Here is a 20,170-nt window from a genome sequence, read left to right as displayed (position 1 = left end):
CGGTGAACACTGGGCGGCGCACTTCTTAACCGGGCCGCCGGGGAATTGCCGCCGACCGCTGTTCACCGTTTGTTGCGGCCGAGTTGGGCCGGGCGGCCGGGGTGCCTTCCTAACGTCCTCGGCGTGTCACCACGCAACCGTGCAGCGGTGCGGGTCGCGGTACTCGCGGACTCCGACACCCGATGGAAATGGGGCGCCCTGACGGCGCGCCGCCTCAGCCCGCCCGGGGCCCGGGTCGCCGGCTTCGTGCTGCGCGGCCGGGCCACCCCGACCGCCCGGCAGCTCGCCGAGGTGGGCGCGGACCTGGACCCGCCGGCGGAGGTCACCGGCGCGGAGTTCCTCGCCGAGGTCCGCCGGGGCGGGTACGACGTGGTGGTCCTCGCGCTCGTCGGCGGCGGCGTCCGGGCGATGCTGGAGGGCCTGTCCGGGCGGCTGCCCGGCCGCCGCCCGGTGATCGTCACCGGCTATGTCGGCGTCGTGTACGAGAAGCTCGCCGACGGGCTGCTGCTGCGCCACGGCGCCGACCTCGTCCTCGCCAACTCGGCCGCCGACGCCCGCCGTTTCCGGGCGGTGTACGAAGGGGTCGGCGCCGACCCGTCGGCGGTGACCGAGGCGGCCCTGCCCTTCCTCGGCGGCGCCCCCTACGCCCCCGAACCCGGCCGGGACACCGTGGTGTTCGCCGCCCAGCCGTCGGTCCCGGCCGACCGGGCCGACCGCGCCTACCTGCTGCGGCGGCTGTCCGAGCACGCCCGGCTGCACCCGCACCGCGAGGTGCTGCTGAAGCTCCGCTCCCGGCCCGGCGAGCACACCACGCACATCGAGGAGCACCCGTACCAGAAGCTGGCCGCGCCGGGCCGGGCCTCCCCGCCGCCGAACCTCCGGCTGGTGCACGGGCACATGGGCGAGGTGCTGGACCGCGCCGACCTGCTGGTCACCGTCTCCTCCACGGCCGCGCTGGAGGCCCTGCACCGGGGCGTCCCCACGGCGGTCCTCACCGACCTGGGCGTCCGCGAGGCCCTCGGCAACCACCACTTCATCGGCTCCGGGCTGCTCACCTCCTGGGACGCCCTCGACGGCGGCCACCGGCCGCGGCCGGACGCCGCGTGGCTGGCCGACCAGGGCGTCGCGGCGGACGGCTCCTACGCCCGGGCCTTCGACGCGGCACGGGCGCGCCTCCTCGACCTGCTGGACGCGCCGTCGCTGCCCCCGGTCGCGCCCTACTACACCCGGGCGACCGCCCCCGGCTACCTGCCCGGGGTCCTCGCCCGCCACCGGCTCGACGCGCCCGGGGGCCCGGCCGCCGCGGGCCCGGTCCGCCGGGTGCTGCGGGACGCGGCGCGGGGCCTGTACCGGCAGGGCGTGCAGCGCGTCGCCCCCGCGATACGGCGCCTGGGGGAGCTGTGACACCCCGGCCCACGGTGCTGGCCGTGATCCCCGCGCGCGGCGGCTCCAAGGGCGTGCCCGGGAAGAACCTGGCCGCCGTCGGGGGCGTCCCGCTCGTCGCCCGCGCCGTCCGCGCCTGCCTGGGCGCCCGGCGGGTGACGGACGTGGTCGTGTCGACCGACGACCCGGCCGTCGCGGCCGCCGCCCGCGCCGCCGGCGCGGAGGCCGTGCACCGGCCGGCCGGGCTCTCCGGCGACACGGCGACCAGCGAGTCGGCCGTCCTGCACGCCATGGACGCCTTCGAGGCCGTGCACGCCCGCCCGGTCGACGCGGTCCTGCTCGTCCAGTGCACCAGCCCGTTCGTCACGGCCGCCGACGTGGACGGTGTCGCCGCCCGGGTGCTGGGCCCCGGCGCGGACACCGCCCTGACGGTCGCCCCCTCCCACGGCTTCCTGTGGCGGGGCGAGGACGACGCCCGGGGGGTCAACCACGACCGGGCGCACCGCCCCCGGCGCCAGGACCGGGAGCCCGAGTACCTGGAGACCGGCGCCGCGTACGGCATGGACGCCCGGGGCTTCCGCACCCACCGCCACCGGTTCTTCGGCCGCACCGCGCTGGTCGTCACCGACGCCGCCCGCGTCCTGGAGATCGACGACCCGCACGACCTGGCCCGCGCCCGGCTGCTCGCCCCGCTGCTGGACCCGCCGGCCCCCCAGGCCCCCGCCGCCCCCGTCACCCCGCCCCCGGCCGCCCCCGCCACCCCGATTCCCGTACGCCCCGTCCGCTTGTCACACCGCAGTGAAGGACCCCCATGAACCGCCTCCGCACCCTCGGCACCCGTACCGCCGGCCCCGGTGAGCCCGTCTACATCACCGGCGAGATCGGCATCAACCACAACGGCGACCTGGACACGGCCCTCGCCCTGATCGACGCCGCCGCCGACGCGGGCTGCGACGCCGTCAAGTTCCAGAAGCGCACCCCCGAGATCTGCACCCCCCGCGACCAGTGGGACGTCGAGCGCGACACCCCCTGGGGCCGCATGACGTACATCGACTACCGCCACCGCGTGGAGTTCGGCGAGGACGAGTACCGCGCCGTCGACGAGCACTGCCGCGCACGCGGCATCGACTGGTTCGCCTCCCCCTGGGACACCGAGGCGGTGGCCTTCCTGGAGAAGTTCGACCTCCCGGCGCACAAAGTCGCCTCCGCGTCCCTCACCGACGACGAGCTGCTGCGCGCCCTGCGCGCCACGGGCCGCACGGTCGTGCTGTCCACCGGCATGTCCACCCCCAAGCAGATACGCCACGCCGTGGAGGTCCTCGGCAGCGACAGCATCCTGCTCTGCCACGCCACCTCCACCTACCCGGCGCGGGCCGAGGAGCTGAACCTCCGGGTGATCCAGTCCCTGATGCGGGACTACCCCAACATCCCCATCGGCTACAGCGGCCACGAGACCGGCCTCCAGACCACCCTCGCGGCCGTCGCCCTCGGCGCCTGCTTCGTGGAGCGGCACATCACGCTCGACCGCGCCATGTGGGGCTCCGACCAGGCCGCCTCCGTCGAGCCCGGCGGCCTCGCCCGCCTCGTACGCGACATCCGCACCATCGAGACCGCGCTCGGCGACGGGGTGAAGCGGGTGTACGAGTCGGAGCTGGCCCCCATGAAGAAGCTCCGCCGCGTCCCGGCCGCGGTATGACCGCCGCCCAGGCCGAACGGCCCGCGTCCGCCCCGAACCTCGCCTTCGTGGAGAGCCCCGTCCAGCTCCTCAACGTCCTGGAGTGGGCCCACCACGGCGGCCGGTCCGGCCTGCTCGTCGTCGTCCTGTCGCCGACCGACCCCATGTCGCGCGGCCAGCTGCGGCGGATGGCGCAGCTCGCCCGGGACGAGGGGATCGCGGTGCGCTGGCAGGAGGCGCGCGGCGGCCGGGGCGCGCTGCCCAAGGCGCTGCGGGAGCTGGGCCCGGCCCTGCTGCGGGCCGAGCGGGTGATCGTGGGCGACCCGTTCTCCCGGTACGTCCAGCTCCTGCTGACGCTGTTCGGCCCGCGGGCGCTCACGGTCGTCGACGACGGCACGGCCACCATGGAGTTCGCCGCCCAGCTCGCCCGGGGCGAACGGCTGGTGCGCTGGCACCGGCGCGGGGCGCGCACCCCGCGCGAGCTGGCCCTCGCCCCGGTCACCGCGCTGGCCCGCCGCCGGTTCGCGCCCGGGCGGCGGCGCGCCGTGGAGATCTTCACCGCGCTGCCGGTGGAGGCCCCCGAGGGCACCTCGGTCACCGCCAACACCTTCGCCTGGACCCGCGCCCGCTTCGGCCCGCCCCGGCTGACCCGGGGCGCCGACCTGGTGGGCACCTCGCTGGTCGAGACGGGCGTGGTGGACCCCGGCCGCTACACGGGCGCGGTCGCCGCGCTGGCCGCCGCCCACGGCGCCACCCGCTACTTCGCCCACCGGCGCGAGAGCGTGGCGAAGCTGCACCGGATCGCCGTGGAGACCGGGCTGGAGATCGTCCGCCCCGACCTGCCGCTGGAGCTGACCGCCCGGCGCGGCCCGGTCGGCCGCACGGTGCTCAGCTTCCCCTCGACGGTGGTGCACACCCTGCCGGCCGCCCTGGCGGGCAGCGGGGTCACCATCACCGTGTGCGAGATCGCCCCCGAGTGGCTGCGGGAGACCGCCTCCCCGCGCGCCCGGGGCTTCCTCGCGGGCGTGGCCGAATCGGCACGCTCGGCGCACGGCCTGTCGCTCACCGGAGCGTGAGGCCCCGTCCCCGTACCGCCGCGAACGCCTGACCGGATCCGATCGGGGGAGATCGACAAAACGTCGGAAAACGCGTGAGCTTACCCACTTGACCCGGCCGTCATGCCCGCTGCGCAGGGTTTCTTTCCCCTATCGGGCTGAAGTTTTGTAGATCACACGTTAGTTGAGGGCGAAACGCGCCTACCCTTTCAGGGGTGAACAAGGTGATGTCCCGCGACCCCGAAACAGACGTTCCCGGCGATACGCCCCTCCTCGGCGCGCTGCCAGAGAGCATGCGCGCCGAGCTGATCGCGTTCCGCCGGGACGTACACATGCACCCCGAGCTGGGCTTCCAGGAGTTCCGCACCACCGCGGCGATCAAGACGCGCCTCGAAGCGGCCGGGCTCAGCCCCCGGGTCCTCCCCGGCGGCACGGGCCTGACGTGCGACATCGGCAGCTGGGACGGCGTCCGCCCCATGCTGGCGATCCGCGCCGACATCGACGCCCTGCCCATCCCGGACACCAAGACGGACGTCCCCTACCGCTCCACCGTGCCCGACCGCGCCCACGCCTGCGGCCACGACGTCCACACCACCGTGGTCCTCGGCACCGGCCTCGTCCTGGCCGGTCTGGCCCGCGAGGGCCTGCTGCCGCGCCCGGTGCGCCTGATCTTCCAGCCCGCCGAGGAGGTCATGCCCGGTGGCGCGATCTCGGCGGTGGACGCGGGCGTCCTCGACGGCGTGGGCCGGATCGTCGCCGTCCACTGCGACCCCCGGGTGGACGTCGGCCGCATCGGGCTGCGCACCGGCCCGATCACCTCCGCCTGCGACCGGCTGGAGGTCACCCTCGACGGCCCCGGCGGCCACACCGCGCGCCCCCACCTGACCACCGACATGGTCACCGCGGCGGCCCGCGTCGCGGTGGACGCCCCCGCCCTGCTCTCCCGCCGGATCGACACCCGCTCCGGGCTCGTCCTGACCTGGGGCCGCATCGAGGCGGGCCACGCTCCCAACGTCATCCCGCAGCGCGCCGAGCTGGGCGGCACGGTCCGCTGCCTGGACCTGGAGGCGTGGCGGCACGCCCCCGACCAGGTGTACGCGGCGATCGACGAGGTGGCCACGCTGCACGGCGCCAAGTGCCAGATCGAGTACGTCCGGGGCGTCCCGCCCGTCGTCAACGACGCCACCGTGGCGCAGCTGCTGCACGACGCGATGACCGCGCGGCGCGGCGCGTACGCGGTCGAGGACACCGAGCAGAGCCTCGGCGGCGAGGACTTCTCCTGGTACATGGAGCACGTCCCCGGCGCGATGGCCCGGCTGGGCGTCCGCCGCCCGGGCGACACCGCCCGGCTGGACCTGCACCGGGGCAACTTCGACATCGACGAGCGGGCCATCCAGGTGGGCGTCGAGCTGTTCACCGCCGCCGCCCTCATCGACGGCGCCCTCTGACCGTCCCGGGCGACCCCGCACGGCCCGTTCCGGCCCCTTCCGGCCCCCTCCCGCGCACGGCGGGAACGCCCGCCCCCCAGGGGGCCGGGCGGCCCGGGCCCTGGCCCCGTACGACCGCCCATTTCCGGTCACCTACCGGCAGGTAACCGCTACGCGACGTGGCAGTCGGGCGAGCGCCATCGGCTGTTCGCGTCGATCTGATAACGGCTACCGAACAGGCCTTTACCTGACATCTACGCGCGTTACGATCGCCGCGAAACCAGCGCCGAGAAGAGGCGCTTAGGTCAGGTCGAAGGAGCCTCCCTTGCGCCGGATCACCAGGATCGCAACCGTGGGCGTCGCGTCCGCGGCACTCGCACTCAGCGCCACGGCATGTGGCGGAAAGTCGTCGTCCGACGCGGGCGACAACCAGGACAAGGCAGCCATCGCGTACGACATCGGTGGCCGTGGCGACCAGTCGTTCAACGACGCCGCCTACGCCGGTCTGGAGAAGGCCGAGAAGGACCTCGGCGTCACGGGCAAGGAAGCCGAGCCCAGCGAGGGCGAGGGCGACCCGGACAAGGTCCAGCGCCTCACGGAGCTGGCCCGCGCCGGCAACAACCCCGTCATCGGCGTCGGTTTCGCCTACGCGCCGGCCATCGCCGAGGTCGCGCCGAAGTTCCCGAAGACCACCTTCGGCCTCATCGACGACACCTCGAAGACCGGCAAGAACATCGCCAACCTCGTCTTCAACGAGGAGCAGGGCTCCTACCTGGCCGGCGTCGCCGCCGCCAAGGTGACCAAGTCCAACACCGTCGGCTTCATCGGCGGTGTGGAGACCCCGCTGATCAAGAAGTTCGAGGCGGGCTTCGTCCAGGGCGTCAAGGACACCAAGAAGAACGTCAACGTCAAGGTCCAGTACCTGACGCAGCCGCCGGACTTCGGTGGCTTCGCCAAGCCGGACCTCGGCAAGGCCGCCGCCGAGGGCCAGATCGACGCGGGCGCCGACGTCATCTACGCCGCCGCCGGCCTCGCCGGCTCGGGCTCGATCGAGGCCGCCGCCAAGGCCAAGAAGTGGGCCATCGGCGTCGACTCCGACCAGTACAACCAGAAGGGCCTCGCGGCCTACAAGGAGTACATCCTCACCTCGGTGACCAAGGACGTCTCCGACTCGGTCTACAACCTGATCAAGTCGGTCAAGGACGGCAAGCCGCAGTCCGGCGAGGTCCGTTACGGCCTCGACAAGGACGGCGTGGGCCTGGCCACCTCCAACCCGGCCTTCACCAAGATGGCCGACGTCACCGCCGCGGTGAACAAGGCCAAGGCCGACATCATCGCCGGCAAGATCACGGTCAAGACCGCGCCGTAACCGCGCGGCCGGAACCCTGGTCCGCGGGTCCGGAGGGGCGGCAGGCGCCGTCCCTCCGGACCCGGAGCATGTCCGGGCCGGACCCGGAGCCCGGGGTCTCCCCGGGTTTTCCCCCTTCGTCGTCGCTACGCGCGTAGAGCCCCGTACGGCGCGATAACTTCGCCTCCTGCCCCTGCCCCGTACCGCCCTCGCCCCCTGCCCCCGCTCCTGAAGCTCCTTCCCCGCCAAGGAGAGTGCGTCATCAACGCGTCCAGTCCGTCAACGCCGCCGGCTGCTCCCGCCGTGGAACTGCGCGGCATCACCAAGCGCTTCCCCGGCGTCGTCGCCAACCACGACATCGACATCACCATCCGCAAGGGCACCGTGCACGCCCTCGTCGGTGAGAACGGTGCCGGCAAGTCGACCCTGATGAAGATCCTCTACGGCATGCAGAAGCCGGACGAGGGCACCATCACGATCGACGGCAAGCAGGTCTCCTTCGCCAGCCCCGCCGACGCCATCGCCACCGGAATCGGCATGGTGCACCAGCACTTCATGCTGGCCGACAACCTCACCGTCCTGGAGAACGTGGTCCTCGGCGGCGAGAAGCTGTACGGCATCGGCGCCAAGGCCCGCAAGAAGATCCGGGAGATCTCGGACGCCTACGGGCTGAACGTCCGCCCGGACGCGCTCGTCGAGCAGCTGGGCGTCGCCGACCGCCAGCGCGTGGAGATCCTCAAGGTCCTCTACCGCGGCGCCCGCACCCTGATCCTGGACGAGCCGACCGCGGTGCTCGTCCCGCAGGAGGTCGACGCGCTCTTCGCCAACCTCCGGGAGCTGAAGGCCGAGGGCCTCACCGTCATCTTCATCTCGCACAAGCTGGGCGAGGTGCTGTCCGTCGCCGACGACATCACCGTCATCCGGCGCGGCACCACCGTCGGCACCGCCGACCCGCGCACCACGACCACCAAGCAGCTCGCCGAGCTGATGGTCGGCAGCGAGCTGCCCTCGCCGGAGACCCGGGAGTCGACCGTCACCGACGTCCCGATGCTCACCGTCGACGGCCTGCGGCTGACCGCCGTCGACCCCGACGGCGTGGTCCGCGAGGTCCTCGACGGCATCGACTTCACCATCCACAAGGGCGAGGTCGTCGGCATCGCCGGTGTCGAGGGCAACGGCCAGACGGAGCTGATCGAGGCCCTGATGGGGCTGCGCACCCTGGACGCCGGCGTCATCACCCTCGACGGCACCGACATCTCCACCGCGCCCACCCGCAAGCGCCGTGAGGGCGGCATCGGGTACATCCCCGAGGACCGCCACCGCCACGGCCTGCTGCTGGAGTCCCCGCTCTGGGAGAACCGCATCCTCGGCCATGTCACCGAGGCCCCCAACAGCAGGCGCGGCATCCTCGACACCAAGGCCGCCCGCAAGGACACCGAGCGGATCGTGCGCGAGTACGACGTGCGCACCCCCGGCATCGACGTCACCGCGGCCTCCCTGTCCGGCGGCAACCAGCAGAAGCTGATCGTCGGCCGGGAGATGAGCCACGCCCCCAAGTTCCTGATCGCCGCCCACCCCACCCGCGGTGTGGACGTCGGCGCGCAGGCGCAGATCTGGGACCAGATCCGCGAGGCCCGCCGCGAGGGGCTGGCCGTGCTGCTGATCTCCGCCGACCTGGACGAGCTCATCGGGCTCTCCGACACCCTGCGGGTGATGTACCGCGGCCGGCTGGTCGCCGACGCGGACCCCGCCACGATCACCCCCGAGGAGCTGGGCTCGGCCATGACCGGCGCTGCCACCGGCCACCTCGAGCACAACGAGAACGGTGAGGGCCGATGAGGAAATTCGACAAGGACCGGATGCTCCTGGGCCTGGCCGGCCCGGCGCTCGCCCTGGTCGTGGCCTTCCTGCTCACGTCCGTGGTGCTGCTCGCATCGGACCGCAATCCGTTCGAGCCGTACCGGATCATGGTCGAGAACGCCGAGTTCACCGACGTCCAGGTGCTCATCCTCAACCAGACCGGCACGTACTACCTCGCCGCGCTGGCGGTCGCCATCGGCTTCCGGATGAACCTCTTCAACATCGGCGTGGACGGCCAGTACCGCCTCGCGGCGATGCTCGCCGCGGTCGTCGGTGCCTCCGTCGAGCTGCCCGGGCCGCTGCACGTGCTGCTGATCGTCCTGGTCGCCATGTTCGTCGGCGCCTTCTGGGCCGGTATCGCGGGCATCCTCAAGACCACCCGGGGCGTCAGCGAGGTCGTCTCCACGATCATGCTGAACGCCATCGCCACCAGCCTGATCGCCTGGCTGATCCTGCCGGCGAACCTGGGCGTGCAGGCGGCCGGCTCCAACGACCTGACGACCGGTGAGATCGCCGAGTCGGGCTGGGTCCCGGGCCTGGACGTCGAGGGCGGCACCATCTACGGCTTCACCTTCGTCGCCTTCGCGCTCGGCATCGTCTACTGGTTCGTCCTCAACCGCACCCGCTTCGGCTTCGACCTGCGCGCCACCGGCGCCAGCGACTCGGCCGCCCAGGCGAGCGGTGTCGACGCCAAGAAGATGGTGCTCACCGCGATGCTCATCTCCGGTGCCGTCGCCGGTCTGACGGGTCTGCCGCTGCTGCTCGGCCAGACCCACACGTACAGCTTCAGCTTCCCCGCGGGCATCGGCTTCACCGGCATCACCATCGCCCTGCTCGGCCGCAACAACCCCATCGGCATCTTCTTCGCCGCCCTGCTCGTCGCCTTCCTGGACAAGGCCTCCGCCTCCCTGGACCAGTACGGCTACGAGAAGGAGATCGCCACGATCATGCAGGGCCTGATCGTGATCTCGGTGGTCGTGTCCTACGAGCTCGTCCGCCAGTACGGGCTGCGCCGACAGCAGCAGAAGGTCGGCGAGGAGCTTGCCGCCCAGGCCAAGAAGAAGGAGGACGTGGCGGCATGAGCGAGTCCACGAGCACGGTTTCGGCCGCGGCGCAGGCGCCGAAGAAGGGCGGCGGACGCCGCAAACTGTCCCTGCCGGTCATCCTGCTGATCATCGCGGGCGGCCTCCTGCTGTTCTCCCTGGTCCGGGTGATCAGCGGCGCCAACGACCTCACCTCGGTGGGCCAGGTCGCGGGCGCCCTCCAGCTCGCCGTGCCGATCGGCCTGGCCGGTCTCGGCGGTCTGTGGTCCGAGCGGGCCGGCGTGGTCAACATCGGCCTCGAGGGCATGCTGATCCTCGGCACCTTCTTCGGGGCCTGGGCCGGCTACCAGTGGGGCCCGTGGACGGGCGTCCTGCTCGGCATCGCCGGCGGCGCGCTCGGCGGCCTGCTGCACGCGATCATCACGGTCACCTTCAACGTCAACCACATCGTCTCCGGTGTGGCGATCACCATCCTGGCGACCGGCCTCACCCGCTACCTGGCCAACTTCACCTTCGCCGAGGCCGAGGGCGGCTCCTCCAAGCAGTCCCCGCGCATCGACGCGATCGACCGCATCACCGTCCCCGGCCTCTCGGACGGGCTGGCCGACCTCCAGGCCAAGCACTGGTTCTTCGTCTCCGACCTCGCCGGTGTGCTCGGCGGCCTGGTGACCGGCCTGTCGCTGCTGACCGTCGTCGCGCTGCTGCTGATCCCCGCCACCTGGTGGATCCTCTGGCGCACCGCGTTCGGCCTGCGCCTGCGCTCCTGCGGCGAGAACCCGATCGCCGCCGAGTCGCTGGGCGTCAACGTCTACAAGTACAAGTACATCGCCGTGGTCGTCTCCGGCGGCCTCGCGGGCCTGGGCGGCGCCTTCCTGGCGATCGTCTCCACCGGCATCTACCAGGAGGGCCAGACCGGCGGCCGCGGCTACATCGGCCTCGCCGCGATGATCTTCGGCAACTGGATGCCGGGCGGCATGGCGCTGGGCGCCGGCCTCTTCGGCTTCACCGACAGCCTCAAGCTGCGCGGCGGCGCCGAGAACGTCCACGCCATGCTCCTGCTGCTGGCGATCCTGCTGATCCTGATGACGGTCTGGCAGCTCTACAAGAAGAAGTACGTGAGCGCCACCGTGGCCACCGTCGTGGCCGTCGGCCTGTTCATCTGGTACGCCTTCACCGAGGCGCTGCCCAGCCAGTTCGTGGACGCCGCGCCCTACGTCACCACCCTGCTGGTGCTCGCGCTGTCCGCGCAGCGCCTGCGGATGCCCAAGGCGGACGGCATGCCCTACAAGAAGGGCCAGGGCAAGTGACCCCCGACGCCTGGGAGTCGCTGCGCGCCGCCGCCCGCGAGGCCATGTCCCACGCGTACGCCCCGTACTCGGGCTACGCGGTGGGCGCGGCGGCCCTCGCCGACGACGGCCGCACCGTCACCGGGTGCAATGTGGAGAACGCCTCGTACGGCATCGGCCTGTGCGCCGAGTGCGGGCTGGTCTCCCAGCTCCAGGCCACCGGCGGCGGCCGGCTGACGCACTTCGTGTGCGTCGACGGGCGGGGCGCGGTCCTGGTGCCGTGCGGCCGCTGCCGCCAGCTGCTGTACGAGTTCGGCGGCGACGAGCTGCTGCTGGACACCCCCGAGGGCGTGCTCACGCTCGCCGAGATGCTGCCGCAGGCGTTCGGGCCGCAGCACCTCGGATGATGACGGGACGACCCTTCCGCGCTGTCCGCGGAGGGGTCGTCCTTCTTCCCCGCTCTTTCTCTATGCGCGTAGAGTCGCGCACAGGACAGTCCCACCCGCTGGAAGGAACCACCTACGCCATGGACGCGATTTCCGTCATCCGCATCAAGCGGGACCGGGGCGAGCTGAGCCCCGACCAGATCGACTGGATCATCGACGCCTACACCCGCGGCGAGGTCGCCGACGAGCAGATGTCGGCGCTCGCGATGGCGATCCTGCTGAACGGCATGAACCGGACGGAGATCGCCCGCTGGACCGCCGCGATGATCGCGAGCGGCGAGCGGATGGACTTCTCCTCGCTGTCCCGCCCCACCGCCGACAAGCACTCCACCGGCGGCGTCGGCGACAAGATCACCCTGCCGCTCGCCCCGCTGGTCGCCGCGTGCGGCGCGGCCGTGCCGCAGCTGTCCGGCCGGGGCCTCGGCCACACCGGCGGCACCCTCGACAAGCTGGAGTCCATCCCCGGCTGGCGCGCCCTGCTGTCCAACGAGGAGATGCTGGACGTCCTCGACACCACCGGCGCGGTCATCTGCGCCGCCGGTGACGGCCTCGCCCCGGCGGACAAGAAGCTGTACGCGCTGCGCGACGTCACCGGCACGGTCGAGGCGATCCCGCTGATCGCCTCCTCCATCATGTCCAAGAAGATCGCCGAGGGCACCGGCTCGCTGGTGCTGGACGTGAAGGTCGGCTCCGGCGCCTTCATGAAGAACCTCGCCGACGCCCGCGAGCTGGCCTCCACCATGGTGGGCCTGGGCACCGACCACGGGGTGAAGACCGTCGCGCTGCTCACCGACATGGCGACCCCGCTCGGCCTGACCGCGGGCAACGCCCTGGAGGTCCGCGAGTCCGTCGAGGTCCTCGCCGGCGGCGGCCCCGCCGACGTCGTGGAGCTGACCCTCGCGCTCGCCCGCGAGATGCTCGACGCGGCCGGCCTCAAGGACGCCGACCCGGCGAAGGCCCTCGCGGACGGCTCCGCGATGGACGTCTGGCGCCGCATGATCGCCGCCCAGGGCGGCGACCCGGACGCCGCCCTCCCGGTCGCCCGCGAGCAGCACGTGGTCACCGCCCCCGCCTCGGGCGTCCTCACCCGCCTCGACGCGTACGGCGTCGGCGTCGCCGCCTGGCGCCTCGGCGCGGGCCGCGCCCGCAAGGAGGACCCGGTCCAGGCGGGCGCAGGCGTCGAACTGCACGCCAAGCCGGGCGACACGGTCACGGCCGGCCAGCCGCTGCTGACGCTGCACACGGACACCCCGGAGAAGTTCGACTACGCCCTGAAGTCCCTGGACGGCGCCTACGACATCGCCGCCCCCGGCACGGCGCACGAGCCGACCCCGGTCGTGCTGGAGCGCATCGCCTGACCCGCGGGGAGGAACGGGACCGAGGGACGCCCATCGGTCCCGTTCGGCATCGCGGGCGGCCCCTCGCGCGGGGCGCCCCGATGAGTTCCGTACCCGCCGCCGGTCTGCCTCCTTGTGGACACCACTGATCCCGAGGTCTTCCGGGTCGCCGGGCTGGTCGAGCCCGCCGACGTGCCCCGGCTGTGCGAGGAGCTGGCCGCCCTGCTCGGTGAGCGGGGCGGCGCCGACGTCGTCTGCCACGTCGGCGCCGTGACCAGGCCGAACCTCGCCACCGTCGAGGCGCTGGCCCGGCTGCGCCTCACCGCGCGGCGGCTGGGCCGGCGGATGGCGGTGACCGGCGCCGGGCCCGAGCTGCGGATGCTGCTGGAGCTGGTCGGGCTCACCGACCTGCTGGTCATGCCTCCAGCCGCTCCGGAAGATCGAACAGCGGGAACCAGCGCTTGACGTCCAGGAAGGACGTGATGCCCGAGACCTTCCCGTCCGCGATCTCGATGACCATGAGCGCCCATGGGCTGAAGCCGCCCTCCTGGTCCGGGTGGTAGTGCGCGAACGCGGGCGTTCCGTTGGCCACCACCGGCACCAGCCGCGAGCCCCGGCACACCTCGCCGACGCCCAGCATCCAGCCCACGATGTCGTCGTGCCCCTGGAGCCACAGGTCGTAGGGCGGCATGGAGAGCGTGGCGTCCTCGTGGAGCAGGGCGGTCAGCGCCGCCATGTCGTACCCCTCGAAGGCGGCCACATAGCGGTCCAGCAGCTTTCTCTGCTCCTCGTCGAGCGGGTCGGCCGTGTCGGTCCTCGCCGGCTCGGACTCCGCCAGGGTGGCCCGCGCCCGCTGGAGCGCGCTGTTGACCGAGGCGACCGTCGTGCCCAGCAGCTCCGCGACCTCGCTCGCCTTCCAGGCCAGCACCTCGCGCAGGATGAGCACCGCCCGCTGCTTGGGCGGCAGGTGCTGGAGCGCGGCGACGAACGCGAGCCGCACCGTCTCCTTCGCCACGGCCGCCTCCGCCGGGTCGGCCACCGCGGGCAGCACCCGTCCGTCCGGCACCGGCTCCAGCCAGGTGACCTCCGGACGGGAGTTGAGCTGCGCCTTCGCCACCGGCACCGGCGCCGTCAGGTCCATCGGCCGGGCCCGCCTGTTGCCCGCGTTCAGCGCGTCCAGGCAGACGTTCGTGGCGATCCGGTACAGCCAGGAGCGCACCGAGGACCGGCCCTCGAACTTCTCGAAGCTCCGCCACGCCCGGACCATCGTGTCCTGGACGGCGTCCTCCGCCTCGAAGGCCGACCCCAGCATGCGGTAGCAGTACCCGGTCAGCTCGGTCCGGTACCGCTCCAGCTCCGCCACACCGCTCGCCACGTCCGTCATCGCGTCCACCCCTGTCGCGCTTCCGATGCCTCATCACGGAAGCTACAGCAGGGGACTGACAACGCGGGTCAGGTTCCGGGCTTGCGCCCGTACACGAACACGTCGTCGCCGTTCTTCAGCATGTTCCAGTACGCCTTGGCGTCCGCGTCCCGCATGTTGACGCAGCCGCGCGAACCGGGCGGGTTGTACATCGAGACGCCCACGCTGTGGAACGCCTGCCCGCCGTCGAAGAACTGCGCGTACGGCATGCGCACGTCGTAGAGCGTCGACCAGTGGTTGATGCTGCGGTGGTAGATCTTCCGCGAGCCGGTGCGCGTCTCGTACTTGTCGCGGCCCGTGCGCACCGGCACCGGCCCGTACACCAGCTTGGCGCCGTCCTGGATCCAGCTGAGCTGCCGGGTCAGGTCCACGCACGCGATGCGCCCCTTGTTGGTGGGGCACGCCTTGGCCGCGTTGGGGTTCTTGCCCGCCGCGCGCTGCTGGTTGATCGTGTTCATGGTGCGCCAGGTGACCTCCCCGGCGTACCCGATGGCCGGCGTGATGCCGTGCCACCGCTGGAAGGTCTGTATCGCCTTGCAGTCGGCGGCGGACTGCTTCCCGTCCACCGGCCGGCCCATGAACTTCTCGACCTGCTTCTGGTACGGCCCGGTCGACGTCGTGCACGACGCCGCCTGCGCCGGTGACGCGCCCAGCGCCACCGTCAGCGGCACGATCATGCCCGCGAGGCCGAGCGCGGCCCCCACCCGTCTGCGTGTCCCACCCACGTTCACCACTCCCCTTGGAGCCCCTGTTTCTTCTATGCCCTTAGGACGCTCGGAGCAGCCGCGCGGTTGTACTTCTCGCGGGATTTACGGTTCTCCACACGCGCGGCATGGGTGCCGTAAAGGGTCAGGGACACCACGCCGAGGACCGCGACCAGGCCCAGCAGGACCGTGCCCGCCCAGCCGCCGGCGTGGAAGGCGACCGCGCCGAGCGTGCCGCCCGCGCTGCTGCCCAGGTAGTACGCCGACTGGTACAGCGCCGACGCCTGGGCGCGGCCGGTCCGCGCGGTGCGGCTCACCGAGGACGAGGCGACCGCGTGCCCGGCGAAGAAGCCGGCCGTGATCAGCACCAGGCCCGCCAGGACGGCCGGCAGGGTGTCCGCCAGCGACAGCAGCAGGCCCGCCGCCGTGGTGGTCACCGCCAGGTACAGCGCGCCCCGCCGCCCCAGGCGGGCGACCAGCCGGCCGGCGGCGGCCGACGAGACCGTACCCACCAGGTACACCAGGAAGACCGAGCCCACCACGCCCTGCGGCAGCGAGAACGGCGCCTCGACCAGCCGGTAGCCGATCACCGTGTAGACGGCGCCGAAAACCGTCATGAACAGCGCGCCGATCGCGTACAGCCGCAGCAGCAGCGGATCGGACAGGTGCGTACGGACCGTCCGCGCCAGCGCGCGCGGGTCGAGCGATCCGGGCGTGAAGTGCCGAGCCCTCGGGATCATCAGCCGGAAGACCACCGCGCACACCACGGCCAGCAGCCCCACCGCCGCGAGCCCGGCGCGCCAGCCCCACAGCTGGGAGGCCCAGCCGGTGACGATCCGGCCGCTCATCCCGCCGATGCTGTTGCCCGCCACGAACAGGCCGATCGCCGCGACCAGCGCCTTGGGCCGCACCTCCTCCGCGAGGTACGCCATCGCCGACGCGGGCACGCCCGCGAGCGCGGCGCCCTGCACGGCGCGCAGCGCCACCAGCCACTCCAGGCTGGGCGCGAACGGCACCAGCAGGCCCACGACGGCGGCGACGGCGAGCGACCCGGTCATCAGGGCGCGGCGGCCGAACCGCTCGGACAGCGCGCTCAGCGGCAGCACGCACAGGGCGAGCGCGCCGGTGGCGGCGGACACGGTCCAGCTGGCGGCCGACGCGCTCACGCCGAAGTCGGCGGAGACGGCCGGGAGCAGGGCCTGTGTCGAGTAGAGGAGGGCGAAGGTGGCGACTCCGGCGGCGAAGAGCGCGAGGCTCGTCCGGCGGTAGCCGGGCCGGCCGGGGGAGAGTCGGGTGTCGGCGACCGCGTCGGTGGCGGCCGCCCCGGTACTGGCGGAAGGCATACACCGACCGTAGGCACGGCGACTTCATGCGTCCAATGCATGGAACGGCTTTAATCGTTCCCATGGCGCATAACCACAGCTCACGAGAGTGGCTGTCACCGAACAGTAACGAAGACGACATGGGCCTGCTGCTCGCTCCCCGGCTCGCGTACTTCGCGGCCGTGGCCCGCCACGAGCATGTGACGCGGGCCGCGCAGGATCTCGGGGTGCCGCAGTCCACGCTCTCGCGGGCGGTGGTCCGGCTCGAACAGGACCTGGGTGTCACCCTGTTCGCCCGCCGGGGCCGCACGGTCTCGCTCACCCCGGCGGGCCGCACCCTGCTGGTGTCCGCCGAGCGGGCGCTCGCCGAGGTGGAGCGGGCCGCCGACGCGGTACGGGCGGACGCCGACCCCTCGGCGGGGCGGGTCGCCTTCGGCTTCCTGCACACCATGGGCTCGGAGACCGTCCCGGGGCTGATCCGCGCCTTCCGGGTCGACCACCCGCGGGTCCGCTTCACGCTCGTCCAGAACTACGGCGAGGCCATGATCGAGCGGCTGCGCGCCGGCGACCTGGACCTGTGCCTGACCTCGCCCGTGCCGGACGCGCCCGACCTGGTCGCCCGCCGGCTGGACGAGCAGCGGCTGCGGCTCGTCGTCCCGGACGACCACCGCCTGGCCGTCCGCAAGCGCGTCCGCCTCGCGGAGGCCGCCGACGAAACGTTCGTCACCCTGGAGCCCGGCTACGGGTTGCGCCGCATCACCGACGCGCTCTGCGCCGAGGCGGGCTTCTCGCCCCGGATCGCCTTCGAGGGCGAGGAGGCCGAGACCCTGCGCGGCCTGGTCGCCGCGGGCCTCGGCGTCGCCCTGCTCCCGCCGCCCGCGGTGCCCCGCCCCGGCGTCGTGGAACTCACCGTCACGGCCCCCCGCGCCGCCCGCGAGATCGGCGTCGCCTGGCTGGACGGCCACCCCGACACACCCCCGGTGGCCGCCTTCAAACGCTTCCTGCTCTCCCGCCGGGGCCGCCTGCTCGGCGAACCGGAGTAGGCCGTCCCTACCGCCCCCGCGTCCCGCCGAAGCCGGAGGCCAGGGGCATGCGCAGGCCCAGGGGCGGGGGTGCGGCGAGGGCGTCGGCCAGGGGGCGGGCGAAGGGGTGGTGGAAGAGGGCGCCGCGCACGAAGTCGGCCGACAGCGCGGCCACTTCGGCCCGGTGCTCGCGCAGGGCGTGGCCATCGGAGTGGACCTCGAAGCGGCAGGTGTCGCGGTTGACCTTCTTGGCCCGCTCCGCCAGCCGGTAGGACAACTCCGGGTCGGTACGGGCGTCGTTGGTGCCGTGCACGATCAGGACGTGGCGGCCCGCCAGCTGTTTCACCGGTTCGGGTGGCGCCGCCATGTCGTCCTCGGGCAGCCAGGGCGCGAGCGCCAGCACCGCGTGGACGGCCGTGTGGCCGGCCGCGCGCAGGGCCGCACGGCCGCCCATGCCGCGCCCGGCGAGGCAGACCGGGACGTCGCCGTACCGGCGTACGACCTCCGAGGCGGCCCAGCGGGCGTCCGCCGCGAGCCGGGCGTCCGGGGCGTTCCAGCCGCGCCCGCGGTAGCGCACCACGTGCGCCACCAGGCCGTCCGCCCGCCCCGCCCGGGCCAGCCGGCGCGCGGGCGCCAGGGCCGCCGCGTACGCGCGGGGCGACGGGCCCCGCTCCGAGGCGGGCTCGCCGTCCGGCAGGAGCAGCACCACGCCGCCCACCGCGGGGGCGGCGCTCCCCACCGGCCCGCCCAGCCTGGGCGCCCGCGCGCCCCCCGTCCCTACGAGTGCGTGGTGTGCCATGGCAGAACAGTCTCAGAAGCCGGCGGGTGCGCGAGCCGTACGGGCGGTCACTGTTACGTATCGGCCCCCCTCTACGCGCGTAGGGGCTACAGTTCGAAAATGACGAGCCAGACACCCGAGATCCCCCGCGCCGACCAGGTCCGCCGCGCCCCCAAGGTGCTGCTCCACGACCACCTCGACGGCGGACTGCGCCCCGGCACCGTCCTCGACCTCGCCGACGCCACCGGCTACACGTCCCTGCCCGAGCACGAGCCGGACAAGCTCGGGCTCTGGTTCCGCGAGGCCGCCGACTCCGGCTCGCTGGAGCGCTATCTGGAGACCTTCGCGCACACCTGCGCCGTCATGCAGACCCGCGAGGCCCTGGTGCGCGTCGCCGCCGAGTGCGCCGAGGACCTCGCCGAGGACGGGGTGGTGTACGCGGAGGTGCGCTACGCCCCGGAGCAGCACCTCGCCAAGGGGCTCACCCTCGAAGAGGTCGTCGAGGCCGTCAACGAGGGCTTCCGCCTCGGGGAGCGGCGCGCCCGGGACAACGGCCACCGCATCCGGGTGGGCGCCCTGCTCACCGCCATGCGGCACGCCGCCCGCGCCCTGGAGATCGCCGAACTGGCCAACCGCTACCGCGACCTGGGCGTCGTGGGCTTCGACATCGCGGGCGCCGAGGCCGGCTACCCGCCCACCCGCCACCTCGACGCCTTCGAGTACCTCAAGCGCGAGAACAACCACTTCACCATCCACGCGGGCGAGGCGTTCGGGCTGCCGTCCATCTGGCAGGCCCTCCAGTGGTGCGGCGCCGACCGCCTCGGGCACGGGGTGCGCATCATCGACGACATCCAGGTCGCCGGGGACGGCACCGTCACCCTCGGCCGGCTGGCCGCGTACGTGCGCGACAAGCGGATCCCGCTGGAGCTGTGCCCGACCTCCAACCTCCAGACCGGCGCCGCCGCCTCGTACGCCGAGCACCCCATCGGGCTGCTGCGCTCCCTGCACTTCCGGGCCACCGTCAACACCGACAACCGGCTGATGTCGGGCACCAGCATGAGCCGCGAATTCGAGCTGCTGAACGAGACGTTCGGCTACACGCTCGACGACATGCAGTGGTTCACCGTCAATGCAATGAAATCAGCTTTCATTCCTTTCGATGAACGACTGGCGATGATCAATGATGTGATCAAGCCCGGATACGCCGAGTTGAAGTCCGAATGGCTGTTCCGGCAGACCGCCGCGACCAGCGAATCCTCGCCGGAGAAGCCCTGAAGGGAGCAGTCCTCGAACGGCCGGGAAATTCCACGACCCGGCCGTTTCGGGTGTTTGCGGGGCCTGTGCGGCGATGGCTAAGTTGCAGAGCCGCTCATCTTTCCCCTCTTTCCCCGAGCTCTCGCAAGGACGACATTCGATGAAGCAGTCCGCCGCCAAGACCCTCGGTGTCGCCGCCCTCGGTGCCGCGTTCGCCGCCACCGCCGCCGGCACCGCCTCCGCGGCCACCACCACACCCACCGGCGCCGCGCTGGGCGCCGCCACCGCCACCGCGGTGCCGGTCGTCCAGGGCGCCGTCGAGCAGGCCCCGAACAACGCCACCGAGCTGCTCGCCACGGGCCAGGAGCTGACCGGCGCCGCCACCAAGAACGCCTCCCTCCAGGGCCTGCCGATCGACCCCGCCACCGCCACCGGCCTCCTCGGCGGCCTGCCCGTGGGCGGTTCGCTGCCCGTCGCCGGCCTCGGCGCCTGAGCGACACGCCCGTACGCGGAAGGGGGCGCCCACCGGCAATGGTGGGCGCCCCCTCGCGTGCGCGGCCGGTGACTACCAGGCCGGCTTGGCGGCCTTCTCCGACGGCAGCAGTATCCACAGCGCCAGGTAGAGCAGGAACTGCGGCCCCGGCAGCAGGCACGAGGCCACGAAGATCACCCGCATCGTCGTCGCGGAGGTGCCGAAGCGCCGGGCGAGCGCTGCGCACACCCCGCCGATCATCTTGCCGTCACGGGGGCGGACGAGTGCGGCCATGGTGGGCTCCTTCGCGAGAGGCGTCGTCGTTGCGTTCCGTA

At 72.8% G+C, this 20,170-nt stretch carries 19 protein-coding genes and 1 pseudogene; 15 read left to right on the top strand and 5 right to left on the bottom strand.

The window, feature by feature from the left end; all coding sequences use genetic code 11:
• Positions 1-123: 123 nt before the first annotated feature.
• The 12 genes and pseudogenes from ACF08D_RS14190 (at position 124) to ACF08D_RS14135 (ending at position 13,325) form a co-directional block, all read left to right on the top strand.
• Positions 124-1,404, top strand: a complete 1,281-nt coding sequence (locus ACF08D_RS14190) for a DUF6716 putative glycosyltransferase (RefSeq protein ID WP_392222875.1) — start codon at positions 124-126, stop codon at positions 1,402-1,404.
• Positions 1,401-2,090: pseudogene (locus ACF08D_RS14185) on the top strand (cytidylyltransferase domain-containing protein); the annotation flags it as partial. The gene ACF08D_RS14190 and the pseudogene ACF08D_RS14185, both read left to right, overlap by 4 nt.
• 104 nt (positions 2,091-2,194) lie before the next feature.
• On the top strand, positions 2,195-3,079 hold the full coding sequence (locus ACF08D_RS14180) for an N-acetylneuraminate synthase family protein (protein WP_392222874.1): 885 nt from the start codon (positions 2,195-2,197) through the stop codon (positions 3,077-3,079).
• A complete protein-coding gene (locus ACF08D_RS14175; RefSeq protein ID WP_392222873.1) occupies positions 3,076-4,134 on the top strand; it encodes a hypothetical protein in 1,059 nt (352 codons plus the stop codon). The genes ACF08D_RS14180 and ACF08D_RS14175 overlap by 4 nt, the downstream gene beginning before the upstream one ends.
• 206 nt (positions 4,135-4,340) lie before the next feature.
• Positions 4,341-5,561, top strand: a complete 1,221-nt coding sequence (locus ACF08D_RS14170; protein ID WP_392223196.1) for an amidohydrolase — start codon at positions 4,341-4,343, stop codon at positions 5,559-5,561.
• A 304-nt stretch (positions 5,562-5,865) separates the two neighbouring features.
• Positions 5,866-6,909, top strand: a complete 1,044-nt coding sequence (locus ACF08D_RS14165) for a BMP family protein (RefSeq protein ID WP_392222872.1) — start codon at positions 5,866-5,868, stop codon at positions 6,907-6,909.
• Between the two features lie 282 nt (positions 6,910-7,191).
• On the top strand, positions 7,192-8,727 hold the full coding sequence (locus ACF08D_RS14160) for an ABC transporter ATP-binding protein (protein ID WP_392222871.1): 1,536 nt from the start codon (positions 7,192-7,194) through the stop codon (positions 8,725-8,727).
• Complete coding sequence (locus ACF08D_RS14155) at positions 8,724-9,830, top strand: ABC transporter permease (RefSeq protein WP_392222870.1); 1,107 nt, start codon at positions 8,724-8,726, stop codon at positions 9,828-9,830. Before ACF08D_RS14160 ends, ACF08D_RS14155 begins: the two co-directional genes overlap by 4 nt.
• Positions 9,827-11,098 (top strand): ABC transporter permease, encoded by a 1,272-nt coding sequence (locus ACF08D_RS14150; RefSeq protein WP_392222869.1) that lies wholly within the window; start codon positions 9,827-9,829, stop codon positions 11,096-11,098. The genes ACF08D_RS14155 and ACF08D_RS14150 overlap by 4 nt, the downstream gene beginning before the upstream one ends.
• Positions 11,095-11,484 (top strand): cytidine deaminase, encoded by a 390-nt coding sequence (locus ACF08D_RS14145; RefSeq protein ID WP_392222868.1) that lies wholly within the window; start codon positions 11,095-11,097, stop codon positions 11,482-11,484. The genes ACF08D_RS14150 and ACF08D_RS14145 overlap by 4 nt, the downstream gene beginning before the upstream one ends.
• 119 nt (positions 11,485-11,603) lie before the next feature.
• Positions 11,604-12,881: a thymidine phosphorylase gene (locus tag ACF08D_RS14140; protein ID WP_392222867.1), complete on the top strand. Its 1,278-nt coding sequence runs from the start codon at positions 11,604-11,606 to the stop codon at positions 12,879-12,881.
• 114 nt (positions 12,882-12,995) lie between these two features.
• On the top strand, positions 12,996-13,325 hold the full coding sequence (locus ACF08D_RS14135; protein WP_392222866.1) for an STAS domain-containing protein: 330 nt from the start codon (positions 12,996-12,998) through the stop codon (positions 13,323-13,325).
• Here the strand turns inward: ACF08D_RS14135 and ACF08D_RS14130 are convergent.
• From ACF08D_RS14130 to ACF08D_RS14120, 3 genes are all read right to left on the bottom strand, one after another.
• Positions 13,276-14,244 (bottom strand): sigma-70 family RNA polymerase sigma factor, encoded by a 969-nt coding sequence (locus ACF08D_RS14130; protein WP_392222865.1) that lies wholly within the window; start codon positions 14,242-14,244, stop codon positions 13,276-13,278. The two genes, ACF08D_RS14135 and ACF08D_RS14130, sit on opposite strands and share 50 nt — an antisense overlap.
• A 68-nt stretch (positions 14,245-14,312) precedes the next feature.
• On the bottom strand, positions 14,313-14,960 hold the full coding sequence (locus ACF08D_RS14125) for a L,D-transpeptidase family protein (protein ID WP_392223195.1): 648 nt from the start codon (positions 14,958-14,960) through the stop codon (positions 14,313-14,315).
• Positions 14,961-15,040: 80 nt separating this feature from the next.
• Entirely contained in the window at positions 15,041-16,330 is a 1,290-nt protein-coding gene (locus tag ACF08D_RS14120; RefSeq protein WP_392222864.1) for an MFS transporter, read from the bottom strand.
• A 62-nt stretch (positions 16,331-16,392) separates the two neighbouring features.
• On the opposite strand from ACF08D_RS14120, the gene ACF08D_RS14115 reads away from it, so the two are divergent.
• The gene (locus ACF08D_RS14115; protein WP_392222863.1) at positions 16,393-17,352 is read left to right on the top strand and encodes a LysR family transcriptional regulator; all 960 of its coding nucleotides are present in this window, start codon (positions 16,393-16,395) and stop codon (positions 17,350-17,352) included.
• 7 nt (positions 17,353-17,359) lie between these two features.
• On the opposite strand, the gene ACF08D_RS14110 is transcribed toward ACF08D_RS14115, so the two are convergent.
• Positions 17,360-18,130 (bottom strand): alpha/beta hydrolase family protein, encoded by a 771-nt coding sequence (locus ACF08D_RS14110; RefSeq protein ID WP_392222862.1) that lies wholly within the window; start codon positions 18,128-18,130, stop codon positions 17,360-17,362.
• A gap of 99 nt (positions 18,131-18,229) precedes the next feature.
• Between ACF08D_RS14110 and ACF08D_RS14105 the strand changes: the two genes are divergently transcribed.
• Both ACF08D_RS14105 and ACF08D_RS14100 read left to right on the top strand, forming a co-directional pair.
• Positions 18,230-19,384 carry an adenosine deaminase gene (locus ACF08D_RS14105; RefSeq protein ID WP_392222861.1) on the top strand — a complete coding sequence of 385 codons (1,155 nt, stop codon included), beginning with the start codon at positions 18,230-18,232 and terminating at the stop codon, positions 19,382-19,384.
• A 139-nt stretch (positions 19,385-19,523) separates the two neighbouring features.
• Positions 19,524-19,856 carry a hypothetical protein gene (locus ACF08D_RS14100; RefSeq protein ID WP_392222860.1) on the top strand — a complete coding sequence of 111 codons (333 nt, stop codon included), beginning with the start codon at positions 19,524-19,526 and terminating at the stop codon, positions 19,854-19,856.
• 72 nt (positions 19,857-19,928) lie between these two features.
• Here the strand turns inward: ACF08D_RS14100 and ACF08D_RS14095 are convergent, their stop codons facing one another.
• Positions 19,929-20,129, bottom strand: coding sequence for a PspC domain-containing protein (locus tag ACF08D_RS14095; RefSeq protein ID WP_073753831.1), 201 nt, complete (start codon positions 20,127-20,129; stop codon positions 19,929-19,931).
• Positions 20,130-20,170 lie beyond the last annotated feature (41 nt).

Source organism: Streptomyces sp. NPDC015131, from assembly GCF_043079975.1.
Taxonomy (GTDB): domain Bacteria; phylum Actinomycetota; class Actinomycetes; order Streptomycetales; family Streptomycetaceae; genus Streptomyces.
This window is presented reverse-complemented; position numbering and strand designations above follow the sequence as displayed.

Bases quoted from the DNA above. Each gene is read 5' to 3' on its own strand.
- ACF08D_RS14180 (WP_392222874.1), top strand. From the start codon at position 2,195: ATGAACCGCCTCCGCACCCTCGGCACCCGTACCGCCGGCCCCGGTGAG.
- ACF08D_RS14175 (WP_392222873.1), top strand. From the start codon at position 3,076: ATGACCGCCGCCCAGGCCGAACGGCCCGCGTCCGCCCCGAACCTCGCC.
- ACF08D_RS14170 (WP_392223196.1), top strand. From the start codon at position 4,341: ATGTCCCGCGACCCCGAAACAGACGTTCCCGGCGATACGCCCCTCCTC.
- ACF08D_RS14155 (WP_392222870.1), top strand. From the start codon at position 8,724: ATGAGGAAATTCGACAAGGACCGGATGCTCCTGGGCCTGGCCGGCCCG.
- ACF08D_RS14150 (WP_392222869.1), top strand. From the start codon at position 9,827: ATGAGCGAGTCCACGAGCACGGTTTCGGCCGCGGCGCAGGCGCCGAAG.
- ACF08D_RS14140 (WP_392222867.1), top strand. From the start codon at position 11,604: ATGGACGCGATTTCCGTCATCCGCATCAAGCGGGACCGGGGCGAGCTG.
- ACF08D_RS14130 (WP_392222865.1), bottom strand. From the start codon at position 14,244: ATGACGGACGTGGCGAGCGGTGTGGCGGAGCTGGAGCGGTACCGGACC.
- ACF08D_RS14125 (WP_392223195.1), bottom strand. From the start codon at position 14,960: ATGATCGTGCCGCTGACGGTGGCGCTGGGCGCGTCACCGGCGCAGGCG.
- ACF08D_RS14120 (WP_392222864.1), bottom strand. From the start codon at position 16,330: ATGCCTTCCGCCAGTACCGGGGCGGCCGCCACCGACGCGGTCGCCGAC.
- ACF08D_RS14115 (WP_392222863.1), top strand. From the start codon at position 16,393: ATGGCGCATAACCACAGCTCACGAGAGTGGCTGTCACCGAACAGTAAC.
- ACF08D_RS14110 (WP_392222862.1), bottom strand. From the start codon at position 18,130: ATGGCACACCACGCACTCGTAGGGACGGGGGGCGCGCGGGCGCCCAGG.
- ACF08D_RS14105 (WP_392222861.1), top strand. From the start codon at position 18,230: ATGACGAGCCAGACACCCGAGATCCCCCGCGCCGACCAGGTCCGCCGC.
- ACF08D_RS14100 (WP_392222860.1), top strand. From the start codon at position 19,524: ATGAAGCAGTCCGCCGCCAAGACCCTCGGTGTCGCCGCCCTCGGTGCC.
- ACF08D_RS14095 (WP_073753831.1), bottom strand. From the start codon at position 20,129: ATGGCCGCACTCGTCCGCCCCCGTGACGGCAAGATGATCGGCGGGGTG.